This is a genomic window from Pseudomonas sp. KT_2_4, from assembly GCF_041410225.1.
Classification (GTDB): domain Bacteria; phylum Pseudomonadota; class Gammaproteobacteria; order Pseudomonadales; family Pseudomonadaceae; genus Aquipseudomonas; species Aquipseudomonas paracarnis.
The window spans coordinates 3,068,947-3,086,026 of record NZ_CP166962.1; the positions used below are offsets into that span (position 1 = coordinate 3,068,947).

Genomic DNA, 17,080 nt, shown 5'->3' on the forward strand with positions numbered 1-17,080 from the left:
GCGCGCCTTTTCAGTTCGACGCACGGTAAAGCCCGTGCGCATCGATGTAGGCCAGGACCGCGTCAGGCACCAGGAAACGTACCGACTTCCCGCTGGCCAGCAGTTGACGGATCTGGGTGGCGGACACCGCAAGCGGGGTCTGCCAGACGAATGCAATATTCCCGTTCGGCCCGGTCAGGGCCAAGGGGTCACTTACCGACCGCGCGGCCAGCAGGTTGCGCAAGGCATCCGGCGGTTCGCTGTCGGCATCCGGGCGTTGCAAAACCAGGATGTGGCAATGCTGGAGGAGTTCCTCCCAGCGGTGCCAAGAGGGCAGGCCGCAAAATGCGTCCCAGCCCAAAAGCAGAAACAGTGGGTCATCTGCGGCCAATTCGGCGCGCATCAACTCCAGGGTGTCGATAGTGTAGGACGGTTTATCGCGCTTGAGTTCGCGATCGTCCACCACCAGCGGCGATATACCTTCTACGGCAACACGCACCATTTCCAGGCGTTGTTCTGCGGCCACCTGCGGCGTGTCGCGATGGGGCGGCCGAAAATTGGGCAGCAGGCGCAGCTCATCCAGCGCAAGGGCATCCGCAACTTCCAGGGCACTGCGCAAATGGCCGATGTGCACGGGGTCGAAAGTACCGCCGAGCAGCCCGATGCGTTTAGTCATCAAGTGCGCACATGACCGTCGCCAAACACCACGTACTTCTCGCTGGTCAGCCCTTCGAGGCCCACCGGGCCGCGTGCGTGGAGCTTGTCGGTGGAAATACCGATCTCCGCCCCCAGGCCGTACTCGAAGCCGTCGGCAAAACGCGTCGAGGCGTTGACCATCACCGAAGCGGAATCCACTTCGTTGAGGAAACGCCGGGCATCGCTGAAATGCTCGGAAACGATGGCGTCGGTGTGCTTGGAGCCATAGGTATTGATGTGTTCGATGGCCTGGTCCAGGTCGTCGACGATGCGGATCGACAGGATCGGGGCCGTGTACTCGGTGTACCAGTCCTGCTCGGTCGCCTCGATGACGTCCGCGCCCAGCAGCGCACGGGTGCGCTCGCAACCGCGCAGTTCTACCGACTTGTCACGGTAGATGGCGGCCAGCGGCGGCAGCACGCGCTCGGCAATGCCGACGTGCACCAGCAGGGTTTCCATGGTGTTGCACGGCGCGTAGCGGTGAGTCTTGGCGTTGTCGGCAATGCGGATCGCCTTGTCGAGGTCGGCGGCGATGTCGATGAACACATGGCAGACGCCGTCCAGGTGCTTGATAACTGGCACCTTGGCATCGCGGCTGACGCGCTCGATCAGGCTCTTGCCACCACGAGGCACAATCACGTCGACGAATTCCGGCATGGTAATCAGCGCGCCCACGGCGGCACGGTCGGTGGTTTCCACCACTTGCACCACTTCGGCTGGCAACTCGGCCACGGCCAGGCCCTGCTGGATGCAGGCGGCGATGGCGCGGTTGGAGTTGATCGCCTCGGAACCGCCACGCAGGATGGTAGCGTTGCCTGACTTGAGGCACAGGCTCGCGGCGTCGATGGTCACGTTCGGGCGCGACTCATAGATAATGCCGATCACGCCCAGGGGCACGCGCATCTTGCCCACCTGGATGCCGGACGGCAGGTAACGCATGTCGCGAATTTCACCGATGGGGTCAGGCAGCTTGGCCACCTGACGCAGGCCTTCGATCATGTCGTCGATACGTACCGGGGTCAGCGCCAGGCGGTCCAGCAAGGCTGGCTCCAGGCCATTGGCGCGCCCATTGGCCAGGTCCAGTTCGTTGGCGGCGGTCAGCTCGGAGCGCGAAGCATCCAGAGCATCCGCAGCCGCCAGCAGCGCACGGTTCTTCTGCGCGGTGCTCGCACGGGCGATCAACCGCGAGGCCTGCCGGGCAGCGCGACCCAGGCGGGTCATGTAGTCAAGAACGGACTCAGTCATGGTCAGGGAGTCTTGGCAAAGAGGAAAGCGGCAGATTATAGCTGTGACGCCGCCCGACTGACAGCGGTGAGGGGCGGATGGTCGAAATGAACTGTAAAAACCCCAGGTTCAGGCGTAATTAAGCTGAGAGTTGTTATGATTCGGTCACATTTAGCCGTATCAACCCTTGACCGCCATGCCCGATTTTTCGCCCCAACTTCCCGCCAGCCCCCTGCCCGATAGCTTCTTCGACCGCGATGCCCAACTGCTTGCGCGCGAATTACTCGGAAAAGTCATTCGTCATCGTGTGGGCGATCTCTGGCTTTCGGCGCGAATTATTGAAACCGAAGCCTATTACCTGGCCGAAAAAGGCAGCCACGCCTCACTCGGCTACACAGAAAAGCGTAAGGCTTTGTTTCTGGATGGTGGCCATATCTACATGTACTACGCCCGTGGCGGTGATTCGTTGAACTTCAGCGCTCACGGCCCGGGCAATGCCGTGCTGATCAAATCGGCCTATCCCTGGGTCGACGACATTTCCGGCGCGGCGAGCCTGGCGCAGATGCTGTTGAACAACCCCAACCCCGATGGCAGCCCACGCCCCTCGCAGAAACTCTGTGCGGGCCAGACGCTGCTGTGCAAGGCCCTGGGCCTGAAAGTGCCGATGTGGGACGCCAAGCGCTTCGATCAGGAACTGCTGTATGTCGAAGACGTGGGCCAGGTGCCCACGCAGATTATCCAGACCACGCGCCTGGGCATCCCCAGTGGGCGCGATGAACACTTGATGTACCGCTTCGTCGATGCTGGCTATGCGCCTTATTGCACGCGGAACCCGATGCGTCGGGGGCAGGTCGAAGGCCGGGATTATTTTTTGATTTAACGCGCGACACATCCCATGTGGGAGCTGGCTTGCCTGCGATAGCAGTGGGCCAGCCAACTTCAATGCTGGCCATGCCGCAGCCATCGCAGGCAAGCCAGCTCCCACAGTTGAATTTCACCGCCTCAAATTCTGTTTTGTATGCATGGAGTGGATTGTATGGGCCAATGGCTCGATAGCATCACCGGCTGGTTGACCCTCAACCCACAATGGCTGGCAGCCGCGGTGTTTATCGTCGCGTGTGTGGAGTGCCTGGCGATTGCCGGGTTGATCGTGCCGGGCACGGTATTGCTGTTTGCAATCGCCGCGTTGGCTGGCAGCGGTGCGCTGCCTTTGAGTGAAACCCTACTGCTGGGCTTCCTCGGCGGTTTATTGGGCGACGGCGTTTCCTATTACCTGGGCCGCCATTTCCATCAGAACATCCGGCGCCTGCCCGGCCTGCGCCAGCATCCTGAATGGATGAACGGTGCAGAAACCTACTTCCACAAGTACGGAATCGCCAGCCTGTTGGTCGGGCGTTTCATCGGCCCATTGCGTCCCATGCTGCCCATGGTCGCCGGCATGTGCGACATGCCCTTCCCGCGCTTTGCCGCTGTGAGCATCATTGCCGCAGCGGGTTGGACCGTGGCCTATCTGCTGCCGGGCTGGGCTGCCGGCGCCGCGTTCCGCCTGCCGTTGCCGGAAGGCTTCTGGCCGGAAGCGGCGATTATCGCGGCGTGCCTGGCGGTGCTGCTGGGGCTGAGTTTGAACAGCAGTTGGCGCGGGCATCGGCGCGCCACCTTGTGGATCGGTTGCGCCAGCCTGGTGTTGTTGATCGCGTTGTTTATCGGCTATCCCCACCTCAATGACTTCGACCAGGGCCTGAGCGCCCTGGTGCAAGAGCATCGCAGCCCGTGGCTGGACGAAGTGATGGTACGGGTCACCCAACTGGGTGAGTTCAAGAAGATGTTCTTCGCCAGCGCGGTGTTCACTGGCCTGTTGCTGTTGGCACGGCAGTGGCGCCACGCGGTGTTTGTCGGCGCCACCCTCGCTGGCGCGGCAGTGATCAACACCGGCACCAAGCTGTTTTTCGCCCGGGGCCGCCCGGAAATCCTCACCGACCCGCTGACCAGCTTCAGCATGCCCAGCGGCCATGCCTCCGGTGCCTTTGCCTTCTTCCTGGCGCTCGCGGTATTGGCCGGTCGCGGTCAACCCACGCGGCTGCGCCTGACCTGGATGCTGCTGGGCTGCATTCCGGCGGCGTTCATTGCCTTGTCACGGGTGTACCTGGGCGCCCACTGGCCGACGGACATCCTGGCCGGCACCTTGCTGGCGATGACCGTGTGTGCGTTCAGCCTGACGGCCATCCAGTACCGCAGCCCATTGCCAGCCATGTCGCAAAAAGCCTGGTGGCTGCTGCTGCCCGCCGTGGTGGCCGTGCTCGGTTTTATCGCCTTTACCGGCACGCCCCACGCCCTGCTCAGGTACGCCTACTGACCCTTGGCCGGGCCGATCCAGTCCACGGAGGCGCTGCGCCGTTCAACGCAACGTTCGCGGCGCTCCAGTAACATCTCATCAGCCACTTCGGCGGCGCGCTCGGCAATGTACTCCGCGCCCCGCGTGGCTTGCTGCTGGAGTAACTGCGTGGTCACGCTGACAAAATAAGCGTCCCACGCGACTTGTTCCGAGGGTGTCAGCCGAATCATGGTTATCTCCGATCATTGTTGTGTGATCGGAAAATAGTGCAGGCGACACCGTGGAGACGACCGAGCAAAGTCTGAAAGCGCTGTCAGGCAAATCCGAACCTCAGGTGAACAGCTCGCCCTGCAGTTCATCGAGCAACATCTGGATCGCATCCAGCCGTTGCTGTGGGTCGTCCAGTTGCAGCAAGTCGATCTTGTCGGCTTCGGTAAACGGCAACAGATAGGCCAATTGATTGCCCAGGGCTTGCTGGCCTTCGGCGTGGCCGCCCATGTCCAGCGAGGCCACCATCGGGTGCTCGGCCAGGGCCTCAAGCAACGCCAGCAAGTCGGCGTCCTCTTCGCCCAGCGGCGGGTCCGGCAACTCTTGCAACCACTGCACTTGGGCCACCAGCAATTGGTCTTTCTGCACGTCGGCCTCACGCACGCGGAATCGACGGCCACCTTCGACGCGAATGCCCAGCAGGCCGTTATCCTGCTGCTTGAAGTCACGAATCAGCGCTTCACAACCGACAAGCGCATAGCCGTCAGGGGCCGCGCCCACCTCTGAGCCATCCAGGATGCACACCACACCAAAGCCTTCGCCCTTTTTCATGCAACGGCCGATCATGTCCAGGTAGCGCGCCTCAAATATCTGCAAGTCGAGGATGCAGCCCGGGAACAGCACTGTGTTGAGGGGGAATAGCGCCAGACTCATAACGGTTTCCTTAAACCTGGGTTAAACAATGACCGACACCGCCAACGGTAGGAACACCGCCGTGGCCACGCCCATCAAACTCATGGCCAGCGCCGCGAAGGCGCCGCATTCTTCGCTTTCCTGCAGGGCCACCGAAGTGCCGACGGCGTGGGCGGTCATGCCCAAAGCCATGCCGCGCGCTTCGGGGCTGCGCACTCCCAGCCGTGACAAGAGCGCTGGGCCGATCATCGCGCCGACCACCCCAGTGATCAACACGAACACCGCCGCCAAGGCCGCTACGCCGCCGATCTGCTCGGCCACCAGCATGGCAATCGGCGAGGTCACCGACTTGGGCGCCATGGTCATCAGCACCCGGTGCTCAGCCCCGAACCACCACCCCAACGCCACACAAAGACCAGTGGCCAATACCCCGCCTACCACCAGCGTAGTAAAAATCGGCCAGAACAATTGGCGAATCCGTCGCAGGTTCAGATAAAGCGGCACCGCCAGGGCCACGGTCGCAGGCCCCAGCAGGATGCCCATGATCTCGGTGCTCTCGCGGTATTCGGCGTAGCTCAGCCCGCAGGTGAGCAGCACGCCGATCACCAGCAACATCGACACCAGCACCGGCTGCAGGAAGATCCAGCGGGTTTTCTCGAACCCCGCCAGCACCAGCTGATAGGCGCCCAGGGTGATACCGATACCGAACAACGGGTGATGAATGACCGCCGTCCAGGCGCCCTGCCAGTCGAGGATCATTGGTCCTTCTCCTTGCGCTTGACCATCTGCTGCATCAGCACGCCGACAAAGCCCATGGCAACCACCAGCGACAGCACCAACGCCCCGACGATGGCCCAAAAATCCGCCACAATGTCCTTGGCGTACACCATTACCCCCACGGCCGGCGGCACCAGCAGCAGCGGCAGGTAACGCAACAGGCTGCCGGCCGCCAGGCTCAGGGGCTCGCCGACTTCACCGCGCCAGACCAGAAAGCCCAGCATCAGCAACAAGCCGATGATTGGCCCAGGCAGCACCGGCACCAGCAAATGATTGATCGCGGTGCCGATCAGTTGAAACAGCACCAGCCAGGTCAGGCCACGTAACAGCATCCCGCTCTCTCCCCCTCAAATCCCGCGCGCATTATAAGCACGCCCGCCCTATGCTCCGGCATTCGCCAAAAGCATGTTGGGTTGACCGGGCTGATTGCCCGTGATGATCTACAGTGGTTCTCTGCAACCCAAAAAAAACGCCCCTTATCAACGGGCACATAAGTGATGAACCAAGGAGAGACGCAATGCCCTATGTACCCGTAGCGCAGCTCAAAGATTACGTCGGCAAGGAACTGGGACGTTCCGAATGGCTCATCATCGACCAGGCGCGTATCAACCTCTTCGCGGAAGCCACCGGCGATCATCAGTTCATCCACGTCGACCCGATCAAGGCGGCGCAAACCCCGTTCGGCAGCACCATTGCCCATGGGTTCCTGTCGCTGTCGCTGATGCCCAAGTTGATGGAAGACATCCTGATCATGCCCGAAGGCTTGAAAATGGCCGTCAACTACGGCCTGGACAGCGTGCGCTTTATCCAGCCGGTGAAAGTGAATTCCAAGGTGCGCCTGAACGTCACCCTCACAGACGTCACCGAGAAGAAGCCGGGCCAATGGCTGTTCAAGGCCACGGCCACCCTGGAAATCGAAGGCCAGGAGAAGCCGGCTTACATCGCCGAGTCGCTGTCACTGTGCTTCGTATAACCACCACACCCCCACTGTAGGAGCGAGCTTGCTCGCGAAGGTCGTCATCGATAACGCGTGCTGGCTGAATAAATGCGGCGCCTGTGAGTTTTTCGCGGGCAAGCCCGCTCCTACAGGTGGTAGATCCTGCGCATAGACCACTAGGTTCGGCACCCCGGCTACGGCATACTCGGCGCTCAATTATCCGGATCCCGCTATGCGCCCACTCGCTCCCCTTGCCCTTGCCCTGTTGCTCACCGCTTGCGGAGACGGCGAATCGCTGTTGCCGCCCGATGCGCGCCTGCCCGATGGCGGCCGCTACCGTGGCGATGTGGTCAACGGTTTGCTGCAAGGCCAAGGCCGTGTGGACTACCCCAATGGCAGTTGGTACGCCGGCCAGTTCGACAAAGGCCAGTGGCACGGCCAGGGCGAATGGCATGGCAGCAATGGCGAAGTCTATAAAGGCGAATTCAAGCAGGGCCTGTTTGATGGCCAGGGCAGCCTGACCACGTCGGGCAGCAGCTACGTGGGCGGCTTCAAGAATGGTCGACGCAACGGCGAAGGCACCCTCAAAGAGGGGCAGATGACCTATCGCGGCGAATTCCAGGACGACCAGTATTCAGGCCTCGGCCGCCTGGAACTGGCCGACGGCAGCCAGTATCAGGGCCAGTTCGCCCACGGCAAGCCCAATGGCGAAGGCCAGCGCAATGACGACAGCGGCAACCAGTTCAGCGGCCGCTTTGTCGATGGCCAACTGGAAGGCAATGGCACCTTTAATAGCGCCGAGGGCGATATCTATGTCGGCCAATTCAAGCAGAACCAGCTCAACGGTAAAGGCCGCTACGAGAACGCCGACGGCGATGTATGGATCGGCCAGTTCAAGGAGGGCGCGCTGACCGGCAAAGGCGAACTGATCGGGGTTGATGGCAGCCACTACGTCGGCCAGTTCAGTGACTGGCGCTTTACCGGCGAAGGGCGTCTGAACCTCACCGATGGCAGTTTCTATATCGGTGGCTTTGACAGTGACAACTATCAAGGCCGTGGCACCCTGGTCCTCACCGACGGCACCGTGCAGTCCGGCACCTGGGTCAATGGCCTGCGCGTACGCGACGCCGAGGGCAAGCTGCTGCCCGACCCACTGGAGACCGGCATACTGGCCCAAGGCCGCTTGCTTGATGACGCCCTGGCGACCGTGCCCGCGTCCACCCCGGCGGTGGAACTGTACACCCTGGTGCTGGCCGGTGACGGCAAACAAAGCGTGTTCCTGCGCGAAGCCGATTACGTCAGCAACCTGCTCGCCACCCGCTTCGGCGCGCGCGGGCAAGTGCGCCTGGTCAACCACCGCGACCATATCGCCGACCGCCCCCTGGCCACCCGCGAAAGCCTGCGCCGCTCGGTACAAACCCTGGCCGAACGGACCGGGCCGGAAGACCTGGTGTTCATTTACCTGACCAGCCATGGCACCCATGAGCATGAGCTGGTGCTCGACCAACCGCGCATGGAACTGGCCGACCTGCCCGCCGACGAGCTGGCCGCCGTGCTCGCACCGCTGAAAAACCGCGACAAGGTCATCGTGATCTCCGCATGTTATTCCGGCGGCTTCATACCGGCGCTCAAAGATGAGCGCACCCTGATCATGACCGCCTCCCGCGCGGACCGCGTGTCGTTCGGCTGCTCGGAAGAAGCAGACTTCACCTACTTCGGTGATGCGCTTTTCGCACAGGCTTTCAACCAAACGGATGATTTGCAACACGCCTTCAAACTGGCACAACTGCACGTGGCCGAACGCGAACAGGCGGACAATTTCGAAGCCTCCGAACCGCAGATCTGGGCGCCTAAGGGCGTGATTGCCCATTGGCAATTATTACGTAAACAGCAGGCACGAAAGGCGCTCGAAAGCGTCTCAATGAATAGCAAGGAAGCCAAAGGCAACTAAGCTGTAACGTGTAACAAGGGGGAAACACCATGTACCTGACACCGCAGCATATCTTGCTGGCCGGGGCCTCCGGCCTCACTGGCGAACACCTGCTCGACCGCCTGCTCAACGAACCTACCGTGACCCGCGTGCTGGCACCCAGCCGCAAACCATTGGCTGAACATCCACGCCTGGAAAACCCGGTAGGCGACCCGGCGGTGTTCCTGCCGCAACTGAGCGGCCGCGTGGATATTGCCTTCTGCTGCCTGGGCACCACGATTAAAAAGGCCGGCTCGGAAGCGGCGTTCCGTGCGGTCGACCTGGACATGGTAGTGGCCTTCGCCAAACGCGCACGGGAACTGGGCGCGCGGCATCTGATCGTGATCAGTGCGATTGGCGCCGACCCGAAATCCTCGGTGTTCTACAACCGGGTCAAAGGGGAAATGGAACTGGCGCTCCGAGCGCAAGACTGGCCGCAGTTGACCATCGTACGTCCCTCGCTGCTGCTGGGTGAGCGACTGGAACCGCGCCTGGCCGAACAGTTGGCCGGCCCGCTGTCACGGCTTATCCCGGGCAAGTACCACGGTATTGAAGTCTGCGAACTGGCCCGCGCCATGTGGCGCCTGGCGCTGGAAGAACAGGATGGCGTGCGGGTGGTGGAGTCGGACGAGTTGCGCAAACTCGGCAAGTGATGATGCAGGGCTGGTACTGATCGTTCCCACGCTCTGCGTGGGAACGCCGGTTATGACGCTCTGCGTCATGCTTGGGACGCGGAGCGTCCCCGACTGCATTCCCACGCGGAGCGTGGGAACGATCCACCCAGGTAGCCCTTATCTTACAGCCCGCCCGTGGCGTTGAAGCCAACCCCCAGCACCGTCAGCACCGACAGTGGCAACAACAAGGTATCGAGCAACGCACTGGCCGGCAGGTCGAGATGGGGAGAGCTCGGGGCCTCGGCACCAAAGCGGTCCTTGGCGCAGCAGCCGCCATTGATCGCGTACAGATCCAGGCGCGTGCCCGCATACACCACCGGCGCGCCCGCTTGCGCCGCGTCCAGCGTGCGCGCGGTGGCACAGCCGGTGAGTTGCAGCGCCATCAAGAGCAGCAGTGCTTTATTCATCGCCGGCCAGGTGGTGCTCACCCCAACGTGGCAGCATGTCCTGGGGAATGTTCAACAGGTTGAGAATGCGCGCCACCACAAAGTCCACCAGGTCATCGATGGTCTGTGGCTGGTGATAGAAGCCTGGCGACGCGGGCAGGATGGTCACGCCCATGTTCGACAACTTGAGCATGTGCTCCAGGTGAATGCTCGAATACGGCGCTTCGCGCGGCACCAGGATCAATTGGCGGCGCTCCTTTAAGGTCACGTCCGCCGCCCGTTCGATCAGGTTGTTGCAGGCGCCCGTGGCAATCGCCGACAAGGTGCCGGTGGAACACGGCACCACCACCATCGCCGCTGGCGCACCGGAGCCTGAAGCCACCGGCGACATCCAGTCCTCTTTGCCATAGACCTTGATCTGCCCCGCCGCCGCACCGGTGTACTCGGTAAGGAACGCCTGCATCGTCTGCACCTTGGACGGCAGCGCGACATCGGTCTCGGTCGCCAGCACCAACTGCGCCGCCTTGGAGATCAGAAAATGCACCTCACGGTCTTCACGCACCAGGCAATCGAGCAGGCGCAGGCCATAGGGCGCACCGGATGCGCCGGTCATCGCCAGGGTAATGCGTTCCGGCCCGCTCATTTCAGTGCCTCGGCCAGCTTGCCGTGCAGGCCGCCGAAGCCGCCGTTGCTCATGACCACCACGTGGGTGCCGGCCTGGGCCAAGGACTTCACATGCTCAATGATGCCTTCGAGCGAATCGCAGACTGTCGAGGGTACGGTGCACAGCGCAGCAATCGCGGGTAAATCCCAGCCAAGGTTGGCCGGTGCATACCACACCACCTGGTCGGCATCGTTGACGCTTTCGGGCAGGCCATCACGGTGCGCACCCAGCTTCATGGAGTTGGAGCGCGGCTCGACGATGGCAATGATCTGCGCATCGCCGACGCGCTTGCGCAGGCCATCCAGCGTGGTGGCAATTGCGGTCGGGTGGTGGGCAAAGTCGTCGTAGATGGTAATTCCATTTACTTCAGCGACTTTCTCCATGCGCCGCTTCACACTCTTGAACGCGCTCAAGGCGGCAATGCCCATGGCTGGTACCACGCCAACATGCCGAGCGGCAGCCAGGCTCACCAAAGCGTTGGCCACGTTGTGTTGGCCGGTCATGCCCCAATCGACGATGCCTTGGGCATGGCCTTCGAACAGCACTTCAAACCGTGAACCATCTTCGCTGAGCAACCTCGCCTGCCACTGCCCACCCGCGCCGGTGGTTTGCACCGGGGTCCAGCAGCCCATGTCGATCACACGCTGCAACGCAGGCTCGGTGGTGGGATGAATGACAAGGCCCTCACTTGGAATAGTGCGCACCAAGTGGTGGAACTGCCGCTCAATCGCCGGCAGATCGGGGAAGATATCCGCGTGATCGAACTCAAGGTTATTCAGGATCGCTGTGCGTGGGCGGTAATGGACGAACTTGGAGCGCTTGTCGAAAAAGGCGCTGTCGTACTCATCGGCCTCGATCACAAAAAACGGTGTCTCACCCAGGCGCGCCGATACCGAGAAGTTCTGCGGCACGCCGCCAATCAGGAACCCCGGGCTCATGCCCGCATGCTCCAGCACCCAGGCGAGCATGCTGCTGGTGGTGGTCTTGCCGTGAGTGCCTGCCACTGCCAGGACCCAACGGCCTTGCAGCACATGGTCGGCCAGCCACTGGGGGCCGGAGACGTAAGGCAAGCCTTTGTTCAGTACGTATTCCACCGCCGGATTGCCGCGCGACATGGCGTTGCCGATCACGACCAGGTCCGGCACCGGGTCGAATTGCGCGGGGTCGTAACCTTGGGTCAGCTCAATCCCTTGCGCCTGTAGCTGCGTGCTCATGGGGGGATAAACATTGGCATCGGAGCCAGTTACATGATGGCCCAGCTCCTTGGCCAGAACCGCCATCGAACCCATGAACGTACCGCAGATACCCAGAATATGAATGTGCATAGTCGACCTCGTAAACATCGAGGCAGGTTAGCGTAGGGTGGGAAAGTTCGCACGCTTTAGCTGAGCGCGAAACGCCCGCCGGTAGGATCCGGCGGGCAAAAAGGCTGCCTTAAACGGAGGCCTCAGTTTTTTTGGCTTCGGCGTCTTTCAGGGTAATGATCCGGTCAGCCGCCTTTTCCAAGGCGCGATAACGGCGCTCTATCACGCCTAAGCGCCCCCCCGTGCCTGGGGCGGTTTCTGGTTCAAGGTGAGGTTTGAAAATAATGCCGTTATCCTCGGCCACTTGCTTCATATGGGTTTCCGAAATGCTCAGTAACTGCTCAAGGTTATCCAAGCGTGCCCCCCGCTCCTTGGGCCAGGCGTCGCCCATGGCAAGCCGGTCTTCAGTATTTCCCGACGCCAGCGTGATGATGACATTGGCAAATTCCAGCACCACTTTTTCTACCCGGTCCAGATGGCGCGTGGCCGAAGGCGTTGGCGTATCCGATGTGGTTGGCGCGGCTACTTGCGGTGTAGACGCGGGATCGGGCTTTGCAGTACCAGGCAAATGCGGCGGCGGCAATGGCGACGGTACATACTGGCCCTTGATCGCCTCTCCCGCGGCCACGGACCCGGCGTATGCGCCCACATTGATCGGCGCGCTGACGATGCCATTGACGCCCGCGTTGATGAACGCGTCCTTGATCGTCTTGCCGGTTGAAGGTGAGGTGGAAATAACCCCTGCCTTGACCAGCCTGTCGGCATCCAAAAGCCGCTGGGTGACATCGGCCACACTGATCTTGGGCGGTTCCACCGGCTTTACGGAGACAACCCCGCCACTGGTGGGCGTTTGAGGCCCCCTGGTCACTACGCCCTTGAGTTTATCCAAGGCCGACTGGCTTGAACTGGCTGCGGTCGAGCTGGTACCAGGGTTATTTCCACCCAGTGCGTTCTGCAGCCTGGTGGCAGTGGGATTGACCGGGGCGGGCGGCACCCTGGTCGATGGACCGGGGGACACGGACGCAGGCGACGGCACCTTGATCGATGGCGTGGGAGACACGGGCGCCGTGGGCCGGGTTGCGCCTCCAAATGGGAACCGCCGTCCGAAGAAGGAGATTCCACGCTTGTTGCGTACCTTCGGCGCTTGGTCGGCCTCCTGAGCAGAAGGCGGCGTGTCATGGTCAGGCTGAGGGGGGTCCATCGGTTCGCCCCAGCCCGTTATCGAGTGTTGCGGTGGGGAGGTGGGCGTAACATCAAGTTGAACAGGGAGTTGTGGCACAGGAGTCGTTATTGGACTTGTAATATTCATGTGTTGTCACCCTAGAAGTTTCAAACAGCGGTGTTTAAGGGCAATTAATGCTCTGCCCTTATTCCATCAGTGCTTAAAACAACGTGCCACGTTCCGGGACGACGTGAACGGGTAGAGCGATAAAAAACCTTAAATGACGTGGGACAAAAACGAGTCGTCCGCAATAACGGAGTTATTCCGACAACTGTCGCGCGCCCTAATGCATGGCGCCCCGTGAAATACCATGTTTGCGTAACTTGCGATACAGCGTATTGCGACTGACGCCCAACTGTTCCGCCACATGGCTCATATGCCAGCGCTGCTGCGCCAACGCATCGAGTAATGCCTGGCGCTCGGCGCTCTCCAGTGGCAAAGCGTACGGCGCATCCGCCCTTGCCCCTTGCGGCCGCGCCTGGCGAATCAGCGCCGGCAAGTCTTCAAGACCGACTCGCCCGCCCTCACAGAGTGCCACCACCGTGCGCAACACAGTACGCATCTGCCGCAGGTTGCCGGGCCAGTGGAATGCCAACAAGGCCTGGCGCGTCGACTCGTCGAGCATCACCTGCTCGGTGCCTGCTTCCTGCGCCAAGAGGAAATCCAACAGTTGCGACTTGTCACTGCGCTCGCGCAACGGCGGGAGGGCGACTTCCAAGCCGTTCAAGCGGTAATACAGGTCTTCACGAAAGCTGCCATCGGCCACCCGTTCCAGCAAATTGCGGTGCGTGGCGCTGATGATGCGCACGTTCACGGCTTGGGGTTCGCCGCCGATAGGCACCACCAGGCGATCCTCCAGCACCCTTAACAGGCGGGTTTGTAACGCCAGGGGCATGTCGCCGATTTCGTCGAGAAACAGCGTGCCACCATCGGCCTGTTGCAGCTTGCCGCGCATGCCTTCTTTAAGGGCGCCGGTGAAACTGCCGGCGCGATAGCCAAACAGTTCGCTCTCGATCAGGTTTTCTGGAATCGCCGCACAGTTCAGCGCGATAAAGGCCTTGTCGCCCCGCTGGCTGCCCTGATGCACGGCCTTGGCGAAGGCTTCTTTACCGCAGCCGGTTTCGCCGTTGATCAGCAAGGGCACATCGCGCTCGAACACTCGCGAGGCCTTGCGCAGCTCATTTTGCAACGCCGGGTCGCCCAGGCAGATACCCAATGGGCGTGACGCCTGTGGCTTGATGATAGGGGCCGGCGCACTGCGCGGCTGGCCTCGCAGCGCTGCGAATAAAGGCCGACCATCGCGGGTGCGCAGCGGCCAACTGGCCGTGGCATTTGCGCTGGCCCGCCCCAGCAACTGATCCAGGGAGCAGTCGAAAAACGCTTCCACCGGCTGGCCCACCAAGCCGCCGCGCAACTGCCCCAACAGGTTCAGGGCGCTCTGGTTGACCGCACAAATGTGCCCTTCGCCATCAAACGCCAGCAAGCCTTCGCTGAATAACCCGACCGACTCGGCCTGCAGGTGAAAACGCAACAGCCAGTGGTGTTCGAAGTGGCGCAGGAAGTAGCAACTTTCGATCATCTTGGCCGACAGGTTCACCAGCGCCATGGTGTGGAACTGGCTTTGGCGCGACACGGCTTCGCGGGCCGAGGACACATCCAGCACCGCCAGCAATTCACCATGAGGATCGAACACCGGGCTGGCCGAACAGGTCAGCCCGGTATGACGGCCGCGAAAATGCTCGTCACGGTGGATCGTCAACGACTGCCGCTCTACCAGGCAGGTGCCGATGCCGTTAGTGCCTTCGCAGGCTTCGCTCCAGTCAGCGCCCAACCATAAACCGGCGCGCTCGAAAATCTTGCGCTCCGACGGCGCGGTGACACAGTTGAGGATCACCCCGCGCGCATCGGTGAGCAGCACCGCATGGCCGGCACCGGAAAGTTGCTGGTGCAGGCTATTCATCTCGCTGCCGGCGATGTGCAGCACCTGGCGCAGGCGTTCGCGACTTTCCAGCAGGCGCCCGTGTTCAAGCACGGTAGGCGCGATGGTCAGCGCCGGGTCGAGGTGGTAGTCCTCCACGCAGCGCAGCCAGGAGCGGGCGATGGACGGGTCGCTGCCCGGCCCCTGGGAAAGCTCTTGGCCACGGGTGACGGTCAGGACTTGCTGGGCATGGCGGCTGAAATGATCGTTATGCATGTTCTTATTATTCTCCCTGCGTGAGAACGCCCAGCATCCCCCAGCCATTGGGCCTTTGCAATCCCGGCCCGACCCACCGGTCACAGGCTGTACCGCTTATGGCACAAACTGTCACCACGCCTGTACCACACCTGTCACGGCACCGCCTTGCGACAAAGCCCAACCCATTGATTTTGCTGGCCCGCACAGCAGTGGCCCAACCTTTGCTCTACGCTTTATAACGCGCTTGCCGCGCTGTACTCCAATAAACATAAAAGCAGGAGATGCTCACCATGCGTTATGCACACCCCGGTACTGAAGGCGCCATCGTTTCGTTCAAGGCCAAATACGGCAACTACATCGGCGGCGAATTCGTGGCGCCAGTCGATGGCAACTATTTCTCCAACACCTCGCCGGTCAACGGCAAGCCGATAGCCGACTTCCCGCGTTCCACCGCCAAAGACATCGACAAGGCGCTGGACGCCGCCCACGCCGCTGCGGACGCCTGGGGCAAAACCTCGGCCCAGGACCGTTCGCTGGTGCTGCTGAAAATCGCCGACCGCATCGAGCAAAACCTCGAACTGCTGGCCATCACCGAAACCTGGGACAACGGCAAGGCCGTGCGTGAAACCCTTAACGCCGACATCCCCCTGGCTGCCGACCACTTCCGCTACTTCGCCGGCTGCATCCGCGCCCAGGAAGGCAGCAGCGCCGAAATCAATGAACTCACCGCCGCCTACCACTTCCACGAGCCGCTGGGCGTGGTCGGCCAGATCATCCCGTGGAACTTCCCGCTGCTGATGGCCGCCTGGAAACTCGCCCCAGCCCTGGCCGCCGGTAACTGCGTGGTGCTCAAGCCCGCCGAGCAAACGCCGCTGGGCATCAGCGTGCTGATGGAGCTGATCGGCGACCTGCTGCCACCGGGCGTGCTGAACGTGGTGCACGGTTTCGGCAAGGAAGCCGGCGAAGCCCTTGCCACCAGCAAGCGCATCGCCAAGATCGCCTTCACCGGCTCAACGCCTGTGGGCTCGCACATCATGCATGCGGCGGCCGAGAACATCATTCCGTCTACGGTGGAGTTGGGCGGCAAGTCGCCGAACATCTTCTTCGCCGACATCATGAAAGCGGAACCTGCATTTATCGAAAAAGCCGCCGAAGGCCTGGTGCTGGCGTTCTTCAACCAGGGCGAAGTGTGCACCTGCCCTTCCCGTGCTCTGGTGGAAGAGTCGATCTACGACGACTTCATGAAAGTGGTGATGAAAAAGGTCGAGTCGATCAAGCGTGGCGACCCGCTGGATACCGACACCATGGTCGGCGCCCAAGCGTCCGAGCAGCAGTTCGACAAGATCCTGTCTTACCTGGAAATCGCCAAGGGCGAAGGCGCGCAATTGCTCACGGGCGGCAAGGTGGAGAAGCTCACCGGCGACCTGGCCACCGGTTATTACATCCAGCCGACCCTGCTCAAGGGCACCAACGACATGCGCGTATTCCAGGAAGAAATCTTCGGCCCGGTGGTGAGCATCACCACTTTCAAGGATGAAGCCGAAGCCCTGGCGATTGCCAACGACACCGAGTTCGGCCTGGGCGCTGGCCTGTGGACCCGCGATATCAACCGCGCCTACCGCATGGGCCGGGCGATCAAGGCTGGCCGCGTGTGGACCAACTGCTACCACCTGTACCCGGCGCATGCCGCGTTTGGCGGTTACAAGAAGTCTGGCGTGGGCCGTGAAACCCACAAGATGATGCTGGATCACTACCAGCAGACCAAGAACTTGCTGGTGAGCTACGACATTAATCCGTTGGGCTTTTTCTAACTCAGCCTTATAGCAAGCAACCAGTTCCC

General features: G+C 61.7%; 18 protein-coding genes. 7 read left to right on the forward strand and 11 right to left on the reverse strand.

Translation table 11 applies throughout. The features are described 5' to 3' along the window. Positions 1-10: 10 nt before the first annotated feature. Complete coding sequence (gene nadD / locus AB9N64_RS14165) at positions 11-655, reverse strand: nicotinate-nucleotide adenylyltransferase (protein WP_003194480.1); 645 nt, start codon at positions 653-655, stop codon at positions 11-13. Next, positions 655-1,920, reverse strand: a complete 1,266-nt coding sequence (locus AB9N64_RS14170; protein ID WP_014720087.1) for a glutamate-5-semialdehyde dehydrogenase — start codon at positions 1,918-1,920, stop codon at positions 655-657. Before AB9N64_RS14170 ends, nadD begins: the two co-directional genes overlap by 1 nt. Before the next feature lie 175 nt (positions 1,921-2,095). On the opposite strand from AB9N64_RS14170, the gene AB9N64_RS14175 reads away from it, so the two are divergent. Both AB9N64_RS14175 and AB9N64_RS14180 read left to right on the forward strand, forming a co-directional pair. Next, the gene (locus AB9N64_RS14175; RefSeq protein WP_371359486.1) at positions 2,096-2,779 is read left to right on the forward strand and encodes a DNA-3-methyladenine glycosylase; all 684 of its coding nucleotides are present in this window, start codon (positions 2,096-2,098) and stop codon (positions 2,777-2,779) included. A gap of 156 nt (positions 2,780-2,935) precedes the next feature. Further along, entirely contained in the window at positions 2,936-4,252 is a 1,317-nt protein-coding gene (locus tag AB9N64_RS14180; RefSeq protein ID WP_073452076.1) for a bifunctional DedA family/phosphatase PAP2 family protein, read from the forward strand. Here the strand turns inward: AB9N64_RS14180 and AB9N64_RS14185 are convergent. The 4 genes from AB9N64_RS14185 to AB9N64_RS14200 all read right to left on the reverse strand — a co-directional run bounded on the left by AB9N64_RS14185 (position 4,246) and on the right by AB9N64_RS14200 (position 6,240). Continuing rightward, positions 4,246-4,461 (reverse strand): hypothetical protein, encoded by a 216-nt coding sequence (locus tag AB9N64_RS14185; RefSeq protein WP_019818751.1) that lies wholly within the window; start codon positions 4,459-4,461, stop codon positions 4,246-4,248. The two genes, AB9N64_RS14180 and AB9N64_RS14185, sit on opposite strands and share 7 nt — an antisense overlap. A 100-nt stretch (positions 4,462-4,561) precedes the next feature. Beyond that, positions 4,562-5,152 (reverse strand): LON peptidase substrate-binding domain-containing protein, encoded by a 591-nt coding sequence (locus tag AB9N64_RS14190; protein WP_014720091.1) that lies wholly within the window; start codon positions 5,150-5,152, stop codon positions 4,562-4,564. A 21-nt stretch (positions 5,153-5,173) separates the two neighbouring features. Then, entirely contained in the window at positions 5,174-5,890 is a 717-nt protein-coding gene (locus tag AB9N64_RS14195; RefSeq protein ID WP_014720092.1) for an LrgB family protein, read from the reverse strand. Further along, the gene (locus tag AB9N64_RS14200) at positions 5,887-6,240 is read right to left on the reverse strand and encodes a CidA/LrgA family protein (protein WP_014720093.1); all 354 of its coding nucleotides are present in this window, start codon (positions 6,238-6,240) and stop codon (positions 5,887-5,889) included. The genes AB9N64_RS14195 and AB9N64_RS14200 overlap by 4 nt, the downstream gene beginning before the upstream one ends. Positions 6,241-6,425: 185 nt before the next feature. On the opposite strand from AB9N64_RS14200, the gene AB9N64_RS14205 reads away from it, so the two are divergent. The 3 genes from AB9N64_RS14205 (at position 6,426) to AB9N64_RS14215 (ending at position 9,467) form a co-directional block, all read left to right on the forward strand. Next, positions 6,426-6,881, forward strand: a complete 456-nt coding sequence (locus tag AB9N64_RS14205) for a MaoC family dehydratase (RefSeq protein WP_019818757.1) — start codon at positions 6,426-6,428, stop codon at positions 6,879-6,881. Positions 6,882-7,077: 196 nt separating this feature from the next. Beyond that, positions 7,078-8,796, forward strand: coding sequence for a C13 family peptidase (locus AB9N64_RS14210; RefSeq protein ID WP_019818759.1), 1,719 nt, complete (start codon positions 7,078-7,080; stop codon positions 8,794-8,796). 29 nt (positions 8,797-8,825) lie between these two features. Beyond that, positions 8,826-9,467, forward strand: coding sequence for an oxidoreductase (locus AB9N64_RS14215; RefSeq protein ID WP_014720096.1), 642 nt, complete (start codon positions 8,826-8,828; stop codon positions 9,465-9,467). 143 nt (positions 9,468-9,610) lie between these two features. On the opposite strand, the gene AB9N64_RS14220 is transcribed toward AB9N64_RS14215, so the two are convergent. The 4 genes from AB9N64_RS14220 to AB9N64_RS14235 all read right to left on the reverse strand — a co-directional run bounded on the left by AB9N64_RS14220 (position 9,611) and on the right by AB9N64_RS14235 (position 12,731). Beyond that, a complete protein-coding gene (locus AB9N64_RS14220) occupies positions 9,611-9,895 on the reverse strand; it encodes a YceK/YidQ family lipoprotein (RefSeq protein WP_014720097.1) in 285 nt (94 codons plus the stop codon). Next, positions 9,888-10,517, reverse strand: a complete 630-nt coding sequence (gene ubiX, locus AB9N64_RS14225) for a flavin prenyltransferase UbiX (RefSeq protein ID WP_102666342.1) — start codon at positions 10,515-10,517, stop codon at positions 9,888-9,890. Before ubiX ends, AB9N64_RS14220 begins: the two co-directional genes overlap by 8 nt. Beyond that, entirely contained in the window at positions 10,514-11,863 is a 1,350-nt protein-coding gene (mpl, locus tag AB9N64_RS14230; protein ID WP_014720099.1) for a UDP-N-acetylmuramate:L-alanyl-gamma-D-glutamyl-meso-diaminopimelate ligase, read from the reverse strand. The genes ubiX and mpl overlap by 4 nt, the downstream gene beginning before the upstream one ends. Before the next feature lie 109 nt (positions 11,864-11,972). Continuing rightward, complete coding sequence (locus AB9N64_RS14235) at positions 11,973-12,731, reverse strand: hypothetical protein (RefSeq protein ID WP_224796998.1); 759 nt, start codon at positions 12,729-12,731, stop codon at positions 11,973-11,975. Here AB9N64_RS14235 and AB9N64_RS14240 point away from each other — a divergent pair. After that, on the forward strand, positions 12,718-13,002 hold the full coding sequence (locus tag AB9N64_RS14240; RefSeq protein WP_177480889.1) for a hypothetical protein: 285 nt from the start codon (positions 12,718-12,720) through the stop codon (positions 13,000-13,002). The genes AB9N64_RS14235 and AB9N64_RS14240 overlap by 14 nt on opposite strands. Positions 13,003-13,347: 345 nt before the next feature. Here AB9N64_RS14240 and AB9N64_RS14245 read toward each other — a convergent pair whose 3' ends face one another. Then, positions 13,348-15,258, reverse strand: a complete 1,911-nt coding sequence (locus AB9N64_RS14245; protein ID WP_014720101.1) for a sigma-54-dependent Fis family transcriptional regulator — start codon at positions 15,256-15,258, stop codon at positions 13,348-13,350. Positions 15,259-15,530: 272 nt separating this feature from the next. On the opposite strand from AB9N64_RS14245, the gene AB9N64_RS14250 reads away from it, so the two are divergent. Beyond that, positions 15,531-17,051 carry an aldehyde dehydrogenase family protein gene (locus AB9N64_RS14250; RefSeq protein ID WP_005791797.1) on the forward strand — a complete coding sequence of 507 codons (1,521 nt, stop codon included), beginning with the start codon at positions 15,531-15,533 and terminating at the stop codon, positions 17,049-17,051. The last annotated feature ends 29 nt before the right edge of the window (positions 17,052-17,080 follow it).